The following is a 16840-nucleotide window of genomic DNA, read 5'->3' on the forward strand; positions in this document are numbered from 1 at the left end:
GTCCTGTAGCAGGGGGCGTGTTTGCCCAGTATAGTGCAATTTATCGTCACTCGGCCGCGCAGGGCCTGGTTTCCTTAGTAAATGCGCGGTTTTCTGGTAGGTTAGAGGTTAACGTCATCAAAAGGAGATCGCGATGTTAGAACATTACTATCCGGCCAATATGGGCGCCAAACCGGTCACGGACGAACAGCATAAACGGCTGGTGGCGGTGCAGGCGGCGCTGGAGCTGATCAAGGCCACGCTGTCGGATACCAATGACGGCAACGGCGTGGACTTCCAGCTGAAGGCGGCGGAGAAGCACATCGGCCCGATGGCCGACGCCATTCAGGAAGCCCTGAAGTAACGGTTCGCCGTCGCCTCAACCGCCCGCCCGGGCGGTTTTTTTTGCGCCGATTACTGCGATTTTTTTAGTAGCGCATTGCCTTTTTCCCGGCTGGTGCCGTGAGCGGCGCGATCCTACTCTAGCGATCCGAGTCCTCATCAGGATCATGCTTATGTTCCGCTTCAGCCTCTTTTCTTTCTTGTTGCCGCGGCGCCGGCGCCTCACCCGCTTGGCCGGTGTCGCGCTGTTTCTCAGCGGCGTCATGCAGGCGCAGGCCGCGCAGCGCATCGACTTCTCGCCGGATGCCGCCGGCGCCTACCCTGAAGGCATCGCCTGGAATGCGCGCGCCGGCGCGTTCCTGGTGTCGTCCCTGCGTGGCGGGCAGCTCGGCCTGGTCTACCCGGATGGCCGCTATCGGCGCTTTTCCACCGGCAGTGGGCTTATCACCACCTCCGGCATGCTGGTGGACGCCGAGCGCAACCGGGTGCTGGTGTGCAACGAAGACGTGGGCGTATCCCTCAACTCAGCCTCCGGCACGCGCAATCGCGTGGCGCAGGTGCTGGAGTTCAATCTCGATACCGGCGCGCTGCAGCAGACGTACGATCTTTCATCGTTAAGCCGTGGGCCGACGCTGGCCAACGATCTGGCGCTCGACGCGCAGGGCAATATCTACGTGACCGACAGCTTCCAGCCGCAGATTTACAAGATTGACCGGGCAACGCGCCAGGTATCTATTCTGGTGCGCTCGGCGCGTTTGATGCCCGCCGACGCACCCGCCGCAGCGCAGGGCACGCAGCCTTATCTCAACGGCATCGCGTATCACCCGGATGGCTATCTGATTGCGGCGGACTACACCCGCGGGCTGTTGTGGAAGGTGACGCTGGATAACGCATCTGCAATAAGTGAAATCAGGCTGCCGCAGCGGCTGAAAGGGCCGGACGGCCTGCGGCTCAAAAACGCCCATGAATTGGTGATCGTACAGTCTTATCCGGGGAGAAAAGGGGGCATGTCCGGCAACGTAACGCTGCTCGCCTCGAACGACGGTTGGGCCAGCGCGCATATCACGGCGGTCGCCACGCCGCCGGAATTGGATGGGCCGACCGGCGCCGCTCTGCGTGATGGCGAAGTGTGGGTGGTCAACTCCCGTTACCCTCGTTTGTTTGCCGACGTCGCTCAGGCGGAGAGCGTCAGGACATTCAGCATCGTCAAGGTGGCGTTAGAGCGGAGGCCCGCCGATCGGCGACGGTTGCCAACCCTGCCGGAATAGGATTAAATGCTGCACCGACTGTATAAATAAACAGGTGTGCTGCGATGAGTCTGATGTTGAAGGGTGAAAAGATTGACCGTAACCGCTTTACCGGCGAGAAGATTGAAAACGGCAGCTTTATGCTGTGTGATTTTTCGGGCGCCGATCTGACCGGCACCGAGTTTATCGGCTGCCAGTTTTACGATCGTGACAGCCGACAGGGCGGCAATTTCAGCCGCGCGATACTGAAAGACGCCAGCTTCAGAAGCTGCGATTTGTCGATGGCCGACTTCCGCTACGCCAGCGCCCTGGGGCTGGAGATCCGCGAATGCCGCGCGCAGGGCGCCGATTTTCGCGGCGCCAGTTTTATGAACATGATCACCAGCCGCATCGGGTTTTGCAGCGCCTATATCACTAAAAGCAACCTGAGCTACGCCAACTTCGCTAAGGTGGTGCTGGAGAAATGCGAGCTGTGGGAAAACCGCTGGCACGGCGCACAGGTGCTCGGCGCCAGCTTCAGCGGCTCCGATCTGTCCGGCGGCGAGTTCTCCGGATTCGACTGGCGAGCCGCCGATGTCACCCAGTGCGATTTGAGCAACGCGGAACTGGGCGAGTTGGATTTGCGCACCACCGATCTGCAGGGCGTCAAAATGGACAGCCACCAGGCCGCGCAGCTGCTGGAGCGGCTGGGGATCGCGATCGTCGGCTGAGAGGGGTTAAGGCGATGATTGGGCAAATAAGCGATTGAAGGCTTTATCCGCGTCCACCGGAATGCGGCGTTGCATTACCGGGATAGTGAAGCGCGGATCCTGTGAGAGGTGGCGAGCTTGCTCGTTGAGCGGCACGACGGCGATGGCCAGGTTGTCGTTGGCCTGCATAACGCCTTCCTGTTCGAACAAGGCGAACACCGGTGCGGTGTGCGCAGTACCCAACGAGCAAGCCGAAATCCAATAGTGCCCGTCTTGGGCAAATTTGCACTGTGCCGTTTGCAGGCTAATTGCGCTGATCTGTTTGGCGATCAAGGCATTCGCGTTTTCCACATAGCTTGGTGGTGCCGGCTGGCAGCCTGCCAAACTGAGTGTCAGCACAGCTAGCGTCAGTGTTCTTTTGCCAATCATAGCCATCCTTGAGGTCATTTCCTGCGAATATAAATAATTATCGTAGCAACGATAATGTACCAGTGTCGAGAACAGATTGATTTATTAAGTTTTTATGGCTTTTTCATGACGATTAAGCGCTTATCCCTGTTTTTATAGCAGAGAGCGGTTTCGCGTGAAGGGAAGAACATAACGCGGAAGCGGCGGCTATTTGCGCTTTCATAGTCAGCCCCGGTGCTGTGAGCTTTGGCGATCAGCGCTGCGAGTCTAGCTGTTCGTTGTGTTTCACTCCGCCCGTAGCGACAGGCGTCAGCGGCCTTTTGCGATAATAAATTTATGAGCCATATGAATATAATTTAAAATATATCTTGCTTAAATAACTCAGCCGTGTGTAAATAGCGTCATCGGTTTGTAGTACAGACCTTATGAAAGCAGTTTTAGTAAAGCAGTTCTCAGTATTAGCGATATCCCTCAGATACCTCTTCTTCCGCGAATTTTCTTCTCTAGTGCCCCATAAGTTTCCAATAAAAACAGACCTCTATCGCCCTATGGCGTCGCAAAAATATAAAGGAAATATCTCTATGTCTACTAAAATGACTGGTTTGGTAAAATGGTTTGATGCAGGTAAAGGCTTCGGCTTTATCACCCCGGCAGACGGCAGCAAAGACGTGTTCGTACATTTCTCTGCTATCCAGAGCAACGATTTCAAAACGCTGGACGAAGGCCAACAGGTTGAGTTCACTATCGAAAATGGCATGAAGGGCCCTTCTGCCGGCAACGTGGTCGCGTTATAATTTTCGGCCGAGGTCCGATTTCTTACGATAGCGATGAGGGTTTAAGCCGGAGCAGTTAAGAAATAACGTCCTCAGCCTGAATAAACTCCGGGTTCGCCCGGAGTCTTTACCAATACGTCATTAGCTCAGCAGGAAGAGCGGCAACGAAATTATCCGTTGGCGGACTGGGGTTCGATTCCTCGATGACGTTCCAATAATTAATTATTATTGGCAACAGAAAAACAGATTGCCGTAGAATTAATAACGCCGCGTTTCAGTCTATTTTTCTGTTGTGAAAAAGTCGCACTTAGGCTGCGTAATGTTGGAGTGTTGGATGGACGCTTACGCCATAACATGACAGCCGGGAAAGTCACCGGCACGCGATTAATAGCCCCGGCCTTGGCCGGGGTTTTTTATGCCCGCGATCTTAACGCTGGGAGTCCAGCAGTTCGTTGTTTTTCACCACGTCCTGCGCTTTGAGGTAGCTCTCGATCAGCAGTTGATAGGCCGGGAAGATTTTGGTGTAAACCTCGGCCCACTGCTGAGCGTCGGCGCGGTTCCAGCTGCCCTGCAGCTCCGAGGCCACGCCGGCGGTGTCGATCGGCACCACGCCGGCCTGCACCACGCGCGCCAGGGTGATTTCCTGCGCCATTTTCGAGTAGGTGCCGGAGGCGTCGATCACCGCGAACACTTTATAGCCTTCGGCCACCGCGCTGATGGACGGGAAGGCCATGCAGACGCTGGTGATGGTGCCGGCGATGATCAGCGTCTTGCGGCCGGTGGCTTTGACCGCCGCCACGAAGTCCGGGTTGTCCCAGGCGTTGATTTCCCCTTTGCGGGCGACGTATTGCGCGTGCGGCGCATTCTGATGGATTTCCGGGATCAGCGGGCCGTTCGGGCCCTGCGGCACTGAAGCGGTGGTGATCACCGGCAGTTTGCTGAGGGTGGCGATGCTGGCCAGGGCGGCGGCGCGGGCGCGCAGTTCGGTCATCGGCATGTCGGCGACGGTCTGGAACAGGCCGCTCTGGTGGTCGATCAGGAGCATGACCGCGTCATTGGCATCAATAACAGGACGCTGGCCGTTGAAGTTGGCTGGAGTGCTCATGGTTTTTTCCTTCTCTTGTCGTGAGGTCAATGGGTATCTGCTTTGATTGATAAGGCTGAAACTCAGCGCTTGTCTACAGTGTAGGGAGGGGAGAAAAATCCGGTAGACCGCAAAGGCGGGATGCATCGTTCCACAGATGGAACGATTGCGAGACAGGCGAGCGAACCGGCGCTGGGCTAAACTTAAGGTGCATGAGAAACATGCGGCAAGGAGCGCCATCCTGTTTACGGAGTTGACGAGGAGGGCCGCCATCATGGCTTATCGGCATATCGTTGTCGCCACGGATCTCAGCGAAGACGCCGAGTTCCTGCTGGGCAAGGGCGCCAGGCTGGCCGCCGCGCTCAATGCCCAACTTTCCCTGATCTATATCGACATTCATCGCGCCGGTTATTACGTCGATCTGGGCGTGGGCGATTATAACTACACCGATCGCACCTTTTCAGAGCGGGTGAAGAATATGCTCAATGCGATCAAAGGGCAGTCGTCGTATCCGGTTGAAGAGGTGATCGTCAGCCGCGGCGCGTTGACGGAGGAACTGAACCGGGTGGCGAAGGAGAAAGGGTTCGATCTGGTGATCTTCGGCCACCATCACGATGTCTGGAGCCGACTGGTCTCTTCGGCGCGTCAGGCGATCAACGAGCTGAACGTCGATCTGCTGGTGATCCCCATCGAGAAAAAATAGTCGCGGCCGCCTGCGGGCGGCTGCCGTTTTTCATTCACATCGCTTATTTCTGAGCGGCCATAACCGCCTATCCGCAATAGTCCCGCTGGCTGACAATCCGCCAGGAAAATAGTGACAGGCCGGGATTTTATTCTATCCATCAATATGTTGGCCAAAATCCGATAAAGGTTAACCCAGCGCATTGAAATCACTGACATACCTCCTTTTGGTTAATAAACCGCACGTTTTGACTGGCGCTCAGGGGAGGGGCGTCTTATCCTCGGGGCAATGAGATTTGTATGACTTATATAAATACGTTCACATGGAGGAGGTCTCATGCGTTTTGACAATAAAGTCGTGGTTATCACCGGTGCGGGCAATGGCATGGGGGAAGCGGCGGCGCGGCGGTTCTCCGCCGAGGGCGCCATCGTGGTGCTGGCCGACTGGGCTAAAGAGGCGGTAGACAAGGTTGCCGCTTCGCTGCCGAAGGGCCGGGCGATGGCGGTGCATATCGACGTGTCCGATCACGTCGCGGTTGAAAAAATGATGAACGAGGTGGCGGAAAAACTGGGCCGCATCGACGTTCTGCTGAACAACGCCGGCGTACACGTGGCGGGCAGCGTGCTGGAAACCAGCGTCGATGACTGGCGGCGCATCGCCGGGGTCGATATCGACGGCGTGGTGTTCTGCTCCAAATTCGCTTTGCCGCATCTGCTGAAGACCAAGGGCTGCATCGTCAATACCGCGTCGGTGTCCGGCCTGGGCGGCGACTGGGGCGCGGCTTATTACTGCGCGGCGAAAGGCGCGGTGGTCAACCTGACGCGCGCCATGGCGCTGGATCACGGCGGTGACGGCGTGCGCATCAACTCGGTCTGCCCGAGCCTGGTGAAAACCAACATGACCAACGGCTGGCCGCAGGAAATCCGCGACAAGTTCAATGAGCGCATCGCGCTGGGGCGTGCGGCGGAGCCGGAAGAAGTGGCGGCGGTGATGGCGTTTCTGGCCAGCGACGACGCCAGCTTTATCAATGGCGCCAACATTCCGGTCGACGGCGGGGCGACCGCCTCGGACGGCCAACCGAAGATCGTTTAAGCGTTAACGCACAGGCCCGGCCAGGATGACCGGGCCTGCTGTTTTAGACGCCGATACGGTCGCGCAGCGTGTAGTAGGCCGCGCCGATGGCGGTGAACGGGATCTGCAGATTGCGCCCGCCGAAGAACGGCAGGTGCGGCAGCTTGGCGAAGGCGTCGAAGCGCTCGGCGTCGCCGCGCATCAACTCGGCGATCAGCTTGCCCGCCAGATGGGTGCAGGTCACGCCGTGGCCGCTGTAGCCCTGCATGTAGTAGACGTTATTCTCCAGCCGGCCGAACTGTGGCATGCGCGACAGCGTCAGCAGGAAGTTGCCGGTCCAGCGATAGTCGATACGCACCCCTTTCAGCTGCGGGAAGGTCTTCAGCAATTTTGGCCGTATCAGGTTGTCGATGTCGTCCGGATCGCGCGCGCCGTACACCACGCCGCCGCCGTACAGCAGGCGATGATCGGCGGTGATGCGGTAGTAATCCAGCAGGTAGTTACAGTCTTCCACGCAGTAGTTCTGCGGGATCAGCGCCTGCGCGATCTCCGGCGCCAGCGGCTCGGTGGTCACCACCTGAGTGCCGCACGGCATGCTGCGCTTGGCCAGCCGCGGCTCCAGCTTGTCGCCCAGATAGGCGTTGCCGGCGACGATGACGAAACGCGCCTTCACCTGGCCGTTGGCGGTGCTGATCAGCGCCGGTTCGCCGTGGCGGATGTTCGTCACCGCCGATTGCTCGAAGATGCGCCCGCCCTGCAGGCGAATCGCCTCGGCCTCGCCCAGCGCCAGGTTGAGCGGATGGATGTGGCCGCCGCTGTGATCGAGCAGCGCGCCGACGTAGCGATCGCTGGCGACTTCCTGACGCACCCGATCCGCATCGAGCAGCTCGAGCTGGGTATTGCCGTAGCGTTCCCAGTTGCGTTTTTGCTCGATCAGTGCATGGAACTGCTTGTTGTTCAGCGCGGCGAAGATGCCGCCGGGGCGATAGTCGCAGTCGATGGCGTAGCGGCTGATGCGGCTGCGGATGATCTCCGCGCCTTCAAACATCATGCTGCCGAGCAGGCGGGCGCTTTCCGCGCCGTAGCGCTCTTCAATCACATCGATGTCGCGGCTGTAGGAGTTGACCAACTGGCCGCCGTTGCGGCCGCTGGCACCGAAACCGATGCGCGCCGCTTCCAGCACCACCACGTTATAGCCGGCTTCCACCAGGAACAGCGCGGAGGAGAGGCCGGTATAGCCGCCGCCAATCACGCAGACGTCGCACTCGATCGATTCGTTCAGTTGCGGATAGGGCTGATGTGCGTTGGCCGTGGCCGCATAGTAGCTTTTTACGTGTTCAGTCATGAGATAAGCCCTTATTCCAGCGAGATCCAGGTGGTTTTCAATTCGGTGAACTTGTCCAGCGCGTGCAGCGATTTGTCGCGGCCGTTGCCGCTCTGCTTGTAGCCGCCGAACGGCACGGTCATGTCGCCGTCGTTGTAGTTGTTGACGAATACCGTGCCGGCTTTCAGCTGGCGCGCCATGCGGTGCGCGCGGGCCAAATCGCGGGTCCAGACCGCGGCGCCGAGGCCGTAGTCGCTGTCGTTGGCCAGCTGCAGCGCCTGTTGCTCGTCGTCGAAGGTAGTCACCGCCAGTACCGGGCCGAAGATTTCATCGCGCGCCACGCTCATGGCGTTGTTCACCTGGGTGAGGATGGTCGGCCCCAGATAACCGGCGTGGTCGCCCTGCGGATGGTCGCGCCCGTCGAGGAACAGCGCGGCGCCCTGGCTGAGCCCTTGATCGATATAGCCGGCCACTTTCTCGCAGTGGCCGCTGTCGATCAGCGTGCCCATCACCGTGTCGGGATCGAGCGGATCGCCGGGAGCGAAGGCCGCTGCGTGTTTGCGCAGCGCCTGCAAGAACGCTTGCTCAATGCTCGCTTCGACCAGCAGGCGAGTGCCGGCGATGCATACCTGCCCCTGATTATAGAAGATGCCGGCGGCGGCGCTGCGGGCGGCCTGATCCAGATCCGGGCAGTCGGCGAAGACGATGTTGGCGCTCTTGCCGCCGGCCTCCAGCCAGACGCGTTTCATGTTCGATTCGCCGGCGTAGATCATCAGCTGCTTTGCCACCGGCGTGGAGCCGGTAAAGGTGAGGGCGTCGACGTCACGGTGCAGCGCCAGCGCCTTGCCGGCGTCGTGGCCATAGCCGGGCACCACGTTCAGCACGCCGTCCGGCAGCCCGGCTTGCTGCGCCAGTTTGCCGAGCAGGATGGCGCTGAGCGGCGATTTTTCGGAGGGTTTGAGCACCACGCTGTTGCCGGCGGCCAGCGCCGGGCCGAGTTTCCAACAGGCCAGCAGCAGCGGGAAGTTCCAGGGCACGATGGCGCCGACCACGCCGATCGGCTCGCGCTCGATCAGCGCCAGCGCATCACGGCCGGTGGGGGCGATTTCGCCGTAGACCTTATCGATCGCTTCGGCGTACCAGCGGATGCAGCGAATGGCGCCCGGCACGTCGTCGCGCAGGCTGTGGCGAATCGGTTTGCCGGTGTCCAGCGTTTCCAGCAGCGCCAGCTCTTCGTGATGCTGCTCCATCAGATCGGCGAAGCGCAGCAGCGTGGCTTTGCGCTGCGCCGGGGCGGCCTGCGCCCAGTCGCCGCGTTCAAAGACGGCGCGCGCCGCGCTGACCGCCCGATCGATGTCGGCGGCTTCGCCGCGCGCAACCTGCGCCAGCTCACGGCACCCGGCGGGATCTTCCACGGCGAAAAATTTCCCCGCGGCGGCCGGCTGGTAGCGGCCGTCGATAAACAGCCGGTGCTCAATCTTCAGGGTCTGCGCCCGTTGTTGCCAATACTGCAAATGGTGAAAGTTCATGCCTGGCTCCGTTGATCAGAATGTCGTCGGTGTATGGGCGCTGATAATCCGGCAAATGCGCGCCGACGTGTTGCTGAAACTGTGGGGGATGCCGGTATTGATGGCGTAGCTCTGCCCGGCCAGCAGGTGATAGCTCTGGCCGTTGACCTGCAGCACCACTTCGCCCTCCAGCAGCGTGCCGATCTCTTCCCCCTGATGTTTGATGCGCTCGCCGGTGGTGGTGCCCGGTTCGTAGGTCTCGATCATCATCGCCAGCGTGCGGTTCGGGTCGCCGTTGTGGATCAGCTTCATCGAAACGCCCTGGCTGCCGATTTCGATCAGATCGTCACTGCCGATCACGATCTGCGGCTCCGCCGGTTTTTCCGGCTCGGCGAAAAACGCCGACAGCGACAGACCGTATACCGTCAGCAGCTTTTGCAGCGTACTGATGGCCGGGCTGACCTTATCTTGTTCGATAGTGCTGATGGCGCTGTGGGTTAACCCAGACAGTTCGGCGACCCGGCGCTGCGACAACCCTAATTGTTGACGGATCTGCGACAGACGTTTTCCCGGTGCCAAGCTGACGTCGCTCATGGGCGTTTTTCCTTTTGATAGTTCCGACAGGCGGTGATGAAACCATCAAACAACAGGCGCGACAGGGCGTACTCGTCGCTGTTCCACTCCGGGTGCCACTGCACGCCGAGCGCGAAGGGCTGATCGCGCACGCTGATCGCCTCCACCAGCCCGTCGGCGGCGTGCGCCTCGATGCGCACGCTCGCGCCCAGGGTTTTGGCACCCTGGCCGTGCAGCGAGTTCACCCAGAATCTGTTGCAATCCGGTATCAGTTGCGAAAGCAGCCCCCCTTCCTGAACGGTGACCTCGTGGGCGGGGGCGTATTGCTGTTCCAGCGGCAGGTCGTGGTCTTCACGATGCTCCAGGAGCTCGGGCAGTTCGTACAGGCGGCGATGCAGGGTGCCTTGGGTGGCGACCACCATCTCCTGCATGCCGCGGCAAATGGCGAAAAGGGGAATGCGCCTGTCGAACGCCTGGCGGATCAGCGCCAGGCTCAACGCGTCTCGGCCAGGATCGGCGTCAGGCTCATCGCCGTTTTCACCATAAAGGTGCGGCTGCACATTACTGGGGCTGCCCGGCAGCAAAATGCCGTCGAGGCGCGGCAGCAGTTCCGCCAGCATTTCCGGCTCCGCCAGCGCGTGCGGCAGGGCGATCGGCAGGCCGCCGGCGGCGATAACGGCATTCAGGTACTTTTCTTGCAAGGTCTGTGTGAGGTGCCCGTTTAACCTATACCTGCACATGACGACGCCGATGACTGGTCTGTTAAATATATTGTCCATGCTATCCCCTTGGTACGTTCGAAATTATGAACGATAAGCATCTCCACCGCCGATTTCGTTCAATATTCTATAAATCTAGCAGTCGATTGGGCAATATTCAAACCAAAAGTAACACTTGCAAAACAAATTTGTTTCATCTACGTTTCATTTGTGGGCATTATATTGAACAACGCGGTCAATAAACATCGACGACAGCAAAACACAAACGGCGGGTGAACCATGCAGACCAACATCGTAGAAGTGGAAAACTTTGTTCAGCACAGTGAAGAGAGACGAAGTAGCGCGTTCCAGCGCGAAGTGAAGAAGTATCTGGAACGTTATCCGTTAACCCAACATGTCGACGTACTGTTGACCGATCTGAACGGCAGCTTCCGCGGCAAACGCATCCCGGTCGGCGGCCTGAACAAACTTGAGAAGGGCTGTTACTTCCCAGCGTCGGTTTTTGCGATGGATATTCTCGGCAACGTCGTAGAAGAGGCCGGGTTGGGGCAGGAACTGGGCGAGCCGGATCACGTGTGCGTGCCGGTGCCGGGCACGCTGACGCCGTCGGCGGCGGACCCGCAATATATCGCGCAGGTGCTGCTCACCATGCTGGATGAAGATGGCACTCCCTTTGACGTTGAACCGCGCAATGTGCTGAACCGAGTGTGGCAGCGTTTGCGTCAGCGCGGGCTTTCCCCCGTGGTAGCGGTAGAGTTGGAGTTCTATCTCATCGATCGTCAACGCGACGCGGAGGGCTATCTGCAGCCGCCGTGCGCGCCGGGCACGCAAGAGCGCAACACCCAAAGCCAGGTGTATTCCGTCGATAACCTCAACCATTTCGCCGACGTGCTGAGCGAGATCGACGAACTGGCGCGTTTGCAGGGCATTCCGGCGGACGGCGCGGTGGCGGAGGCGTCGCCGGGGCAGTTCGAGGTCAACCTGCACCATACCGACGACGTGCTGCAGGCCTGCGATCACGCGCTGGCGCTGAAGCGGCTGGTGCGCATGGTGGCCGAGAACCACAACATGCAGGCGACCTTTATGGCCAAGCCGTATGAGGAACACGCCGGCAGCGGCATGCACGTGCACATCAGCATGCTGAACGCGCAGGGCGACAATGTGTTCGCCGACGACGACGGCGAAGATTCGGCGCTGCTGAAACAGGCGCTGGCGGGCATGATCGCCTTGATGCCGTCTTCGATGGCGCTGTTGGCGCCGAACGTCAACGCCTACCGCCGCTTCCAGCCCGGCATGTATGTGCCGACCCAGGCCTCTTGGGGGCATAACAACCGCACCGTGGCGCTGCGCATTCCCTGCGGCGATCGCGACAACCACCGCGTGGAGTACCGCGTGGCGGGCGCCGACGCCAACCCTTATCTGGTGATGGCGGCCATTCTGGCCGGCATCGTCTACGGGCTGGAAACCGCGCTGCCGCTGCCTGAGCCGGTGACCGGCAACGGGCTGGAGCAGGACGGGCTGCCGTTCCCGATCCGCCAGAGCGACGCGCTGTACGAGTTCGAACATCAGCCGGTGCTCAATGCATTGCTGGGCGAACGTTTCAGCCACGTCTATCTGGCCTGCAAAACCGATGAGCTGGTGCAGTTCGAGCGCCTGATCACCGAAACCGAAATTGAGTGGATGCTGAAAAACGCCTGATCCCGCTCACCCTGCGACTACCGCGCGCGTCCGGCGCATTTCATCGGCTCTCCTGTGGCCGGTGAGGCTGCGCGCTGCGGTACTGAATTTCTTCTATCACGGCGTACAGGACGCCGACGAGGAAATAACCATGACTCAGTCATTCCCATGCGCAGACGTTTGCCTGTGCCGCAGTGCCTACGGGCCGGTCGCCGGCCGCCCGACAGTGACCCCAACCCGTTTTACCCGCCGCCTGAGCAGCAGTTTCCCCGCGGCCTCTCTGAATGACGTTGCACGGTTGACAGCAGAGGACCAAGAGGGGAAATGCCATGACGATTAAAGCCACCGACGGCGGCCCGGCGGGCAAACCGCAGCTGCGCAAATCCCTCAAGCTGTGGCAGGTGGTGATGATGGGCCTGGCCTATCTGACGCCGATGACGGTGTTCGATACCTTCGGCATCGTCTCCGGCCTCACCGACGGCCATGTGCCGACCTCCTATCTGCTGGCGCTGGCCGGCGTGCTGTTCACCGCCATCAGCTACGGCAAACTGGTGCGCCAGTTTCCTACCGCCGGCTCCGCCTACACCTATGCGCAGAAGGCGATCAACCCGCACGTCGGTTTTCTGGTGGGGTGGTCATCGCTGCTCGATTATCTGTTCCTGCCGATGATCAACACGCTGCTGGCGAAGATTTACCTGACCGCGCTGTTCCCGGAAGTGCCGCCCTGGGTGTGGGTGGTGGGCTTCGTTATCCTGATTACCGCCATCAATCTGAAAAGCGTCAATCTGGTGGCCAACTTCAATACCCTGTTCGTGCTGGCGCAGGTGGCGATCATTCTGGTGTTCATCTACCTGGTGGTGCGCGGCCTGCACAACGGCGAGGGGATGGGCACGGTGTGGAGCCTGCGGCCGTTCCTCAGCGAGAATGCGCACCTGCTGCCGATCATTACCGGCGCCACTATCCTGTGCTTCTCGTTCCTCGGCTTTGACGCGGTCACCACGCTGTGCGAAGAGACGCCCGACGCCGCCAAGGTGATCCCGCGCGCCATCTTCCTGACCGCGCTGTACGGCGGGGTGATCTTTATCAGCGTGTCGTTCTTCATCCAGCTGTTTTTCCCGACCATTCAGCGTTTCCACCAGCCCGATGCCGCGCTGCCGGAGATCGCACTGTACGTCGGCGGCAAGCTGTTCCAGTCGATCTTCCTGTGCGTGACCTTTATCAACACGCTGGCCTCCGGCCTGGCGTCGCACGCCAGCGTGTCGCGCCTGCTGTACGTGATGGGGCGTGACAACGTGTTCCCGGAGAAATTCTTCGGCTACATCCACCCTAAATGGCGCACGCCGGCGCTCAACGTGCTGATGGTCGGGCTGGTGGCGCTGTCGGCGCTGTCGTTCGATCTGGTGACCGCCACGGCGCTGATCAACTTTGGCGCGCTGGTGGCCTTTACCTTCGTCAACCTGTCGGTGATCAGCCACTTCTTCATTCGCGAAGGGCGCAACAAAAGCTGGAAGGATCGCTTCAACTTTCTGTTCCTGCCGCTGGTGGGGGCGCTGACGGTGGGGGTGCTGTGGCTGAACCTGGAGAAGAGCTCGCTGACCATGGGGCTTATCTGGGCGACGCTGGGCTTCGGCTATTTGGCCTGGCTGACCCGGCGTTTTCGCCAGCCGCCGCCGCAGCTCGAGCGGCAGCCGCAGCAATAAAATCACAGGCGGGAATTTCCCGCCTTTCTTTTTGGCGCGTGCGGCAGTAGAGTGAAAAACCTGATAAAAAATAACCCATTGGATCCGCATTATGCCCGCTTTGCCCTCGCGTACCCGCGCCACGCTGTTCGGTTTATTGGCCATTGTGCTGTGGAGCAGCGTCGTCGGCCTGATTCGCAGCGTCAGCGAAGGGCTGGGGCCGATCGGCGGCGCGGCGATGATCTACAGCGTCAGCGCGGCGTTTTTGCTGGTGGCGCTCGGCGTGCCGAAATGGCGCAGCTTTCCGCGGCCTTATCTCATCGTCGGCAGCCTGCTGTTCGTCAGCTACGAGATCTGCCTGTCGCTGTCGCTCGGCTACGCCAATACCCGCCTGCAGGCGATAGAAGTGGGCATGATCAACTACCTGTGGCCCTGTTTCACCGTGCTGATGGCGCTGGCGCTCAACGGCCAAAAGGCGAAATGGTGGCTGCTGCCGGGGCTGCTGCTATCGCTGTTCGGCATCGGCTGGATCATGAGCGGCGAGGGCGGCTGGTCGCCGGCGCAGATGCTGGCCAACGTGCGCAGCAATCCGCTCAGCTACGGGCTGGCCTTCAGCGGCGCGGTGATCTGGGCGCTGTACTGCAACCTGACCAAGAAGATCGCCCAGGGCAGCAACGGCGTGGTGCTGTTCATCGTGCTGACCGCGCTGGCGCTGTGGCTGAAGTATGCCTTCAGCGCGGAAAGCGGCATGCAGTTCAGCGCCGGCGTGACCGTGACGCTGCTGTGCGCCGGGGTGGCGATGGGGGCGGGGTATGCCGCCTGGAACGTCGGCATTCTGCACGGCAACATGACGCTGCTGGCGACCGTCTCTTATTTTACCCCGGTGCTGTCGGCGGTGTTCGCCGCGCTGGTGTTGCACACCTCGCTGACCGTCAATTTCTGGCAGGGCGTGGCGATGGTCACTCTCGGCTCGCTGATCTGTTGGCGGGCAACCCGTGGAAATTAACGGAAATTCTCCGCCGTCGGCGCAATGTTGAACTAGAATTTAACTAGCCATGTTGCCTGAAGGAACGACGACGATGAGAAGCGACATTCAATTTATTCAACAACCCGAAATCGACGTGCATCACTACGAGCGCGGCGATACCGTGCGCCTGACCACGGCGAATCTGCGGCATGAATATCAGCTCGACGTTTATATTTTGCGCCGCGACGACAAGCTGATTTACGGCTCGGTCGTCGCGGCGGCGCCCAAGACCGATATCCCGGTCGCCAGCTGGGAGGTGAAAAACGGCGAAGAGGTGGCGTTCCGCCAGGAAAACATCGCCAAAGCGGTGCCGGCGGTGAACTGATTTCGCTTTGCGTATTTTTTACTGATTTTGATGAAGGCCGACGTTTATACGTCGGCTTTTTCTTTGCTGCGGCTCAATGGCGGGCAGGTGACGCCCTGATGACATTTGGCTCAAAAACTGCGCTAAAAATCGATGTGCATGACAAAAATCACAGCGAATGTGAATTTGCATGAAACATAATTTGACAAATGTGAACGCAATCGATTACCTATTCGCGAAATGCGTAACTGGATCACAGATTCTTACAGTCAGTGGTTTCTATAATGCGCGCGTCATCCGAGTTTCTGTGTGAAGACAACGCCAGGTGTCGGCAGACTCATTGTCATCTTTTCTAAACGGGCAGGAAATGGCCCTTTAAGCATGTGGTAATAAAATGAAAAAAATAGCTCTCGCAGCAGGTGTACTGCTCGCAGCGTCTTACAGTGCATCATCAATGGCTGATAGCAAAGACAGTCAATATGTCTCCGACTGGTGGCACCAGAGCGTCAACGTGGTGGGCAGCTACCACACCCGCTTCGGGCCGCAGCTGAATAACGACGTGTATCTCGAATACGAAGCCTTCGCCAAGAAAGACTGGTTCGATTTCTACGGTTACGTTGACGTGCCGAAGTTCTTCGGCGTGGGCAATACCCCGGATCGCGGCATCTGGGACAAAGGTTCCCCACTGTTTATGGAGATTGAACCGCGCTTCTCCATCGACAAGCTGACCGGCACCGATCTGAGCTTCGGTCCGTTCAAAGAGTGGTACTTCGCCAACAACTACATCTATGATCTGGGCCACAACGCCGACGGCCGTCAGAACACCTGGTACATGGGTCTGGGCACCGATATCGACACCGGCCTGCCGATGAGCCTGTCGATGAACATCTATGCCAAATACCAGTGGGAAAACTACCAGGCCGCCAACGAGAACAGCTGGGACGGTTACCGCTTCAAGGTGAAATACTTCGTGCCGCTGACCCAGGTGTGGGGCGGCAACCTGAGCTACATCGGCTTCACCAACTTCGACTTCGGTTCCGATCTGGGCAAGGACAGCCATTGGGTTGACGGCACCGGCAAACAGGTGCGCACCAGCAACTCGATCGCCTCCAGCCATATTTTGGCGCTGAACTACGATCACTGGCACTATTCTTTCGTGGCGCGTTACTTCCATAACGGCGGCCAGTGGCAGGATGGCGCGGATATCGGCACCCCGCAGGGCCCGATCAAGTCTACCGGTTGGGGTTATTACCTCGTGGTCGGCTATAACTTCTGATTTTCCGTGTTATCAGAAACAGAAAACCCCGCCTGGCGGGGTTTTTTTTGTCATCACTGGGCTTGTTCAACCGGGAGATGCTTCACCGGCATAAACAGCCTGCCTTTGATCACGTGACATTCATTATTTATCCAACTAATGATTTGTTCACGGCTGACGCCTTCCGACTGCGCGTAACGATGAAGATCGCCGTTAAAGTGCCGAGTGATGTATTCCATGAGGGTCATTTGCACGTCTTTTGCTCCTGAACGCCCACCCGTTGCCAGCCTGGCCACCGCGGGAGGTTGAGGTTTCTCAGACAGCGAATGTAAATTATTGGCAACCAAATCTCAACATAAAGCACCAGATTGGGGCGACAGCGGCGGGAAAAAGAATCCCGCACGGAGAGGCGGGAAGTGTTCGCTATTATCATTATGGATGATAAGAATAAGATTTGAGGTGCGACGAAAAAGAGCACGTTAACTCTTTTTTGTTACCC

18 protein-coding genes and 1 pseudogene are annotated in these 16840 nt (G+C 59.2%); 12 read left to right on the forward strand and 7 right to left on the reverse strand.

What is annotated here, in order from left to right:
* Window positions 1–133 precede the first annotated feature (133 nt).
* The 3 genes from ACK3CV_RS10950 (at window position 134) to ACK3CV_RS10960 (ending at window position 2278) form a co-directional block, all read left to right on the forward strand.
* Window positions 134–343: a hypothetical protein gene (locus ACK3CV_RS10950; RefSeq protein ID WP_025160266.1), complete on the forward strand. Its 210-nt coding sequence runs from the start codon at window positions 134–136 to the stop codon at window positions 341–343.
* A 151-nt stretch (window positions 344–494) separates the two neighbouring features.
* Window positions 495–1589 (forward strand): SMP-30/gluconolactonase/LRE family protein, encoded by a 1095-nt coding sequence (locus ACK3CV_RS10955; protein WP_239504647.1) that lies wholly within the window; start codon window positions 495–497, stop codon window positions 1587–1589.
* Window positions 1590–1633: 44 nt separating this feature from the next.
* Window positions 1634–2278 (forward strand): Qnr family pentapeptide repeat protein, encoded by a 645-nt coding sequence (locus ACK3CV_RS10960; protein ID WP_033646359.1) that lies wholly within the window; start codon window positions 1634–1636, stop codon window positions 2276–2278.
* Between the two features lie 6 nt (window positions 2279–2284).
* On the opposite strand, the gene ACK3CV_RS10965 is transcribed toward ACK3CV_RS10960, so the two are convergent.
* A complete protein-coding gene (locus ACK3CV_RS10965; protein WP_039567110.1) occupies window positions 2285–2686 on the reverse strand; it encodes a hypothetical protein in 402 nt (133 codons plus the stop codon).
* A gap of 560 nt (window positions 2687–3246) precedes the next feature.
* Between ACK3CV_RS10965 and cspE the strand changes: the two genes are divergently transcribed.
* Together cspE and ACK3CV_RS10975 are read left to right on the forward strand one after the other, a co-directional pair.
* A complete protein-coding gene (gene cspE / locus ACK3CV_RS10970) occupies window positions 3247–3459 on the forward strand; it encodes a transcription antiterminator/RNA stability regulator CspE (RefSeq protein ID WP_033638238.1) in 213 nt (70 codons plus the stop codon).
* A 114-nt stretch (window positions 3460–3573) separates the two neighbouring features.
* Window positions 3574–3652, forward strand: a pseudogene (locus tag ACK3CV_RS10975).
* A 213-nt stretch (window positions 3653–3865) separates the two neighbouring features.
* Here the strand turns inward: ACK3CV_RS10975 and ACK3CV_RS10980 are convergent.
* Complete coding sequence (locus ACK3CV_RS10980; RefSeq protein ID WP_016928046.1) at window positions 3866–4543, reverse strand: isochorismatase family protein; 678 nt, start codon at window positions 4541–4543, stop codon at window positions 3866–3868.
* Window positions 4544–4796: 253 nt separating this feature from the next.
* Between ACK3CV_RS10980 and ACK3CV_RS10985 the strand changes: the two genes are divergently transcribed.
* Together ACK3CV_RS10985 and budC are read left to right on the forward strand one after the other, a co-directional pair.
* Window positions 4797–5225 (forward strand): universal stress protein, encoded by a 429-nt coding sequence (locus ACK3CV_RS10985; RefSeq protein ID WP_033638240.1) that lies wholly within the window; start codon window positions 4797–4799, stop codon window positions 5223–5225.
* Between the two features lie 315 nt (window positions 5226–5540).
* Window positions 5541–6296, forward strand: a complete 756-nt coding sequence (budC, locus tag ACK3CV_RS10990; RefSeq protein WP_025302549.1) for a meso-2,3-butanediol dehydrogenase — start codon at window positions 5541–5543, stop codon at window positions 6294–6296.
* A gap of 43 nt (window positions 6297–6339) precedes the next feature.
* Here budC and ACK3CV_RS10995 read toward each other — a convergent pair whose 3' ends face one another.
* The 4 genes from ACK3CV_RS10995 to puuD are packed head-to-tail and all read right to left on the reverse strand — an operon-like array spanning window position 6340 to window position 10459.
* Entirely contained in the window at window positions 6340–7620 is a 1281-nt protein-coding gene (locus tag ACK3CV_RS10995; RefSeq protein WP_025302550.1) for an NAD(P)/FAD-dependent oxidoreductase, read from the reverse strand.
* A gap of 11 nt (window positions 7621–7631) precedes the next feature.
* Complete coding sequence (gene puuC, locus ACK3CV_RS11000) at window positions 7632–9128, reverse strand: aldehyde dehydrogenase PuuC (RefSeq protein WP_164038214.1); 1497 nt, start codon at window positions 9126–9128, stop codon at window positions 7632–7634.
* Between the two features lie 15 nt (window positions 9129–9143).
* The gene (gene puuR / locus ACK3CV_RS11005; RefSeq protein WP_033638246.1) at window positions 9144–9701 is read right to left on the reverse strand and encodes an HTH-type transcriptional regulator PuuR; all 558 of its coding nucleotides are present in this window, start codon (window positions 9699–9701) and stop codon (window positions 9144–9146) included.
* The gene (gene puuD, locus ACK3CV_RS11010; RefSeq protein ID WP_086579702.1) at window positions 9698–10459 is read right to left on the reverse strand and encodes a gamma-glutamyl-gamma-aminobutyrate hydrolase; all 762 of its coding nucleotides are present in this window, start codon (window positions 10457–10459) and stop codon (window positions 9698–9700) included. Before puuD ends, puuR begins: the two co-directional genes overlap by 4 nt.
* 219 nt (window positions 10460–10678) lie before the next feature.
* Between puuD and ACK3CV_RS11015 the strand changes: the two genes are divergently transcribed.
* The 5 genes from ACK3CV_RS11015 (at window position 10679) to ACK3CV_RS11035 (ending at window position 16362) form a co-directional block, all read left to right on the forward strand.
* On the forward strand, window positions 10679–12097 hold the full coding sequence (locus tag ACK3CV_RS11015) for a glutamine synthetase family protein (RefSeq protein ID WP_033638248.1): 1419 nt from the start codon (window positions 10679–10681) through the stop codon (window positions 12095–12097).
* A 308-nt stretch (window positions 12098–12405) separates the two neighbouring features.
* Window positions 12406–13776: an APC family permease gene (locus ACK3CV_RS11020; protein ID WP_033646354.1), complete on the forward strand. Its 1371-nt coding sequence runs from the start codon at window positions 12406–12408 to the stop codon at window positions 13774–13776.
* A 91-nt stretch (window positions 13777–13867) separates the two neighbouring features.
* A complete protein-coding gene (gene yddG / locus ACK3CV_RS11025; RefSeq protein WP_060418468.1) occupies window positions 13868–14761 on the forward strand; it encodes an aromatic amino acid DMT transporter YddG in 894 nt (297 codons plus the stop codon).
* Window positions 14762–14834: 73 nt separating this feature from the next.
* On the forward strand, window positions 14835–15107 hold the full coding sequence (locus ACK3CV_RS11030; protein WP_004941292.1) for a hypothetical protein: 273 nt from the start codon (window positions 14835–14837) through the stop codon (window positions 15105–15107).
* A gap of 373 nt (window positions 15108–15480) precedes the next feature.
* Window positions 15481–16362 (forward strand): nucleoside-specific channel-forming protein Tsx, encoded by an 882-nt coding sequence (locus ACK3CV_RS11035; protein ID WP_004941293.1) that lies wholly within the window; start codon window positions 15481–15483, stop codon window positions 16360–16362.
* Window positions 16363–16415: 53 nt separating this feature from the next.
* Here ACK3CV_RS11035 and ACK3CV_RS11040 read toward each other — a convergent pair whose 3' ends face one another.
* Window positions 16416–16595, reverse strand: a complete 180-nt coding sequence (locus ACK3CV_RS11040) for a hypothetical protein (RefSeq protein ID WP_025160261.1) — start codon at window positions 16593–16595, stop codon at window positions 16416–16418.
* Between the last annotated feature and the right edge of the window lie 245 nt (window positions 16596–16840).

This window comes from Serratia sp. TSO36 (assembly GCF_057808395.1).

Coding starts and splice junctions, on each gene's coding strand:
- ACK3CV_RS10995 (WP_025302550.1), bottom strand. CDS start 7,620: ATGACTGAACACGTAAAAAGCTACTATGCGGCCACGGCCAACGCACAT.
- puuD (WP_086579702.1), bottom strand. CDS start 10,459: ATGGACAATATATTTAACAGACCAGTCATCGGCGTCGTCATGTGCAGG.
- ACK3CV_RS11015 (WP_033638248.1), top strand. CDS start 10,679: ATGCAGACCAACATCGTAGAAGTGGAAAACTTTGTTCAGCACAGTGAA.
- ACK3CV_RS10960 (WP_033646359.1), top strand. CDS start 1,634: ATGAGTCTGATGTTGAAGGGTGAAAAGATTGACCGTAACCGCTTTACC.
- ACK3CV_RS11020 (WP_033646354.1), top strand. CDS start 12,406: ATGACGATTAAAGCCACCGACGGCGGCCCGGCGGGCAAACCGCAGCTG.
- cspE (WP_033638238.1), top strand. CDS start 3,247: ATGTCTACTAAAATGACTGGTTTGGTAAAATGGTTTGATGCAGGTAAA.
- yddG (WP_060418468.1), top strand. CDS start 13,868: ATGCCCGCTTTGCCCTCGCGTACCCGCGCCACGCTGTTCGGTTTATTG.
- puuC (WP_164038214.1), bottom strand. CDS start 9,128: ATGAACTTTCACCATTTGCAGTATTGGCAACAACGGGCGCAGACCCTG.
- ACK3CV_RS10980 (WP_016928046.1), bottom strand. CDS start 4,543: ATGAGCACTCCAGCCAACTTCAACGGCCAGCGTCCTGTTATTGATGCC.
- budC (WP_025302549.1), top strand. CDS start 5,541: ATGCGTTTTGACAATAAAGTCGTGGTTATCACCGGTGCGGGCAATGGC.
- ACK3CV_RS10955 (WP_239504647.1), top strand. CDS start 495: ATGTTCCGCTTCAGCCTCTTTTCTTTCTTGTTGCCGCGGCGCCGGCGC.
- ACK3CV_RS11035 (WP_004941293.1), top strand. CDS start 15,481: ATGAAAAAAATAGCTCTCGCAGCAGGTGTACTGCTCGCAGCGTCTTAC.
- ACK3CV_RS10985 (WP_033638240.1), top strand. CDS start 4,797: ATGGCTTATCGGCATATCGTTGTCGCCACGGATCTCAGCGAAGACGCC.
- ACK3CV_RS11030 (WP_004941292.1), top strand. CDS start 14,835: ATGAGAAGCGACATTCAATTTATTCAACAACCCGAAATCGACGTGCAT.
- puuR (WP_033638246.1), bottom strand. CDS start 9,701: ATGAGCGACGTCAGCTTGGCACCGGGAAAACGTCTGTCGCAGATCCGT.
- ACK3CV_RS10965 (WP_039567110.1), bottom strand. CDS start 2,686: ATGATTGGCAAAAGAACACTGACGCTAGCTGTGCTGACACTCAGTTTG.
- ACK3CV_RS10950 (WP_025160266.1), top strand. CDS start 134: ATGTTAGAACATTACTATCCGGCCAATATGGGCGCCAAACCGGTCACG.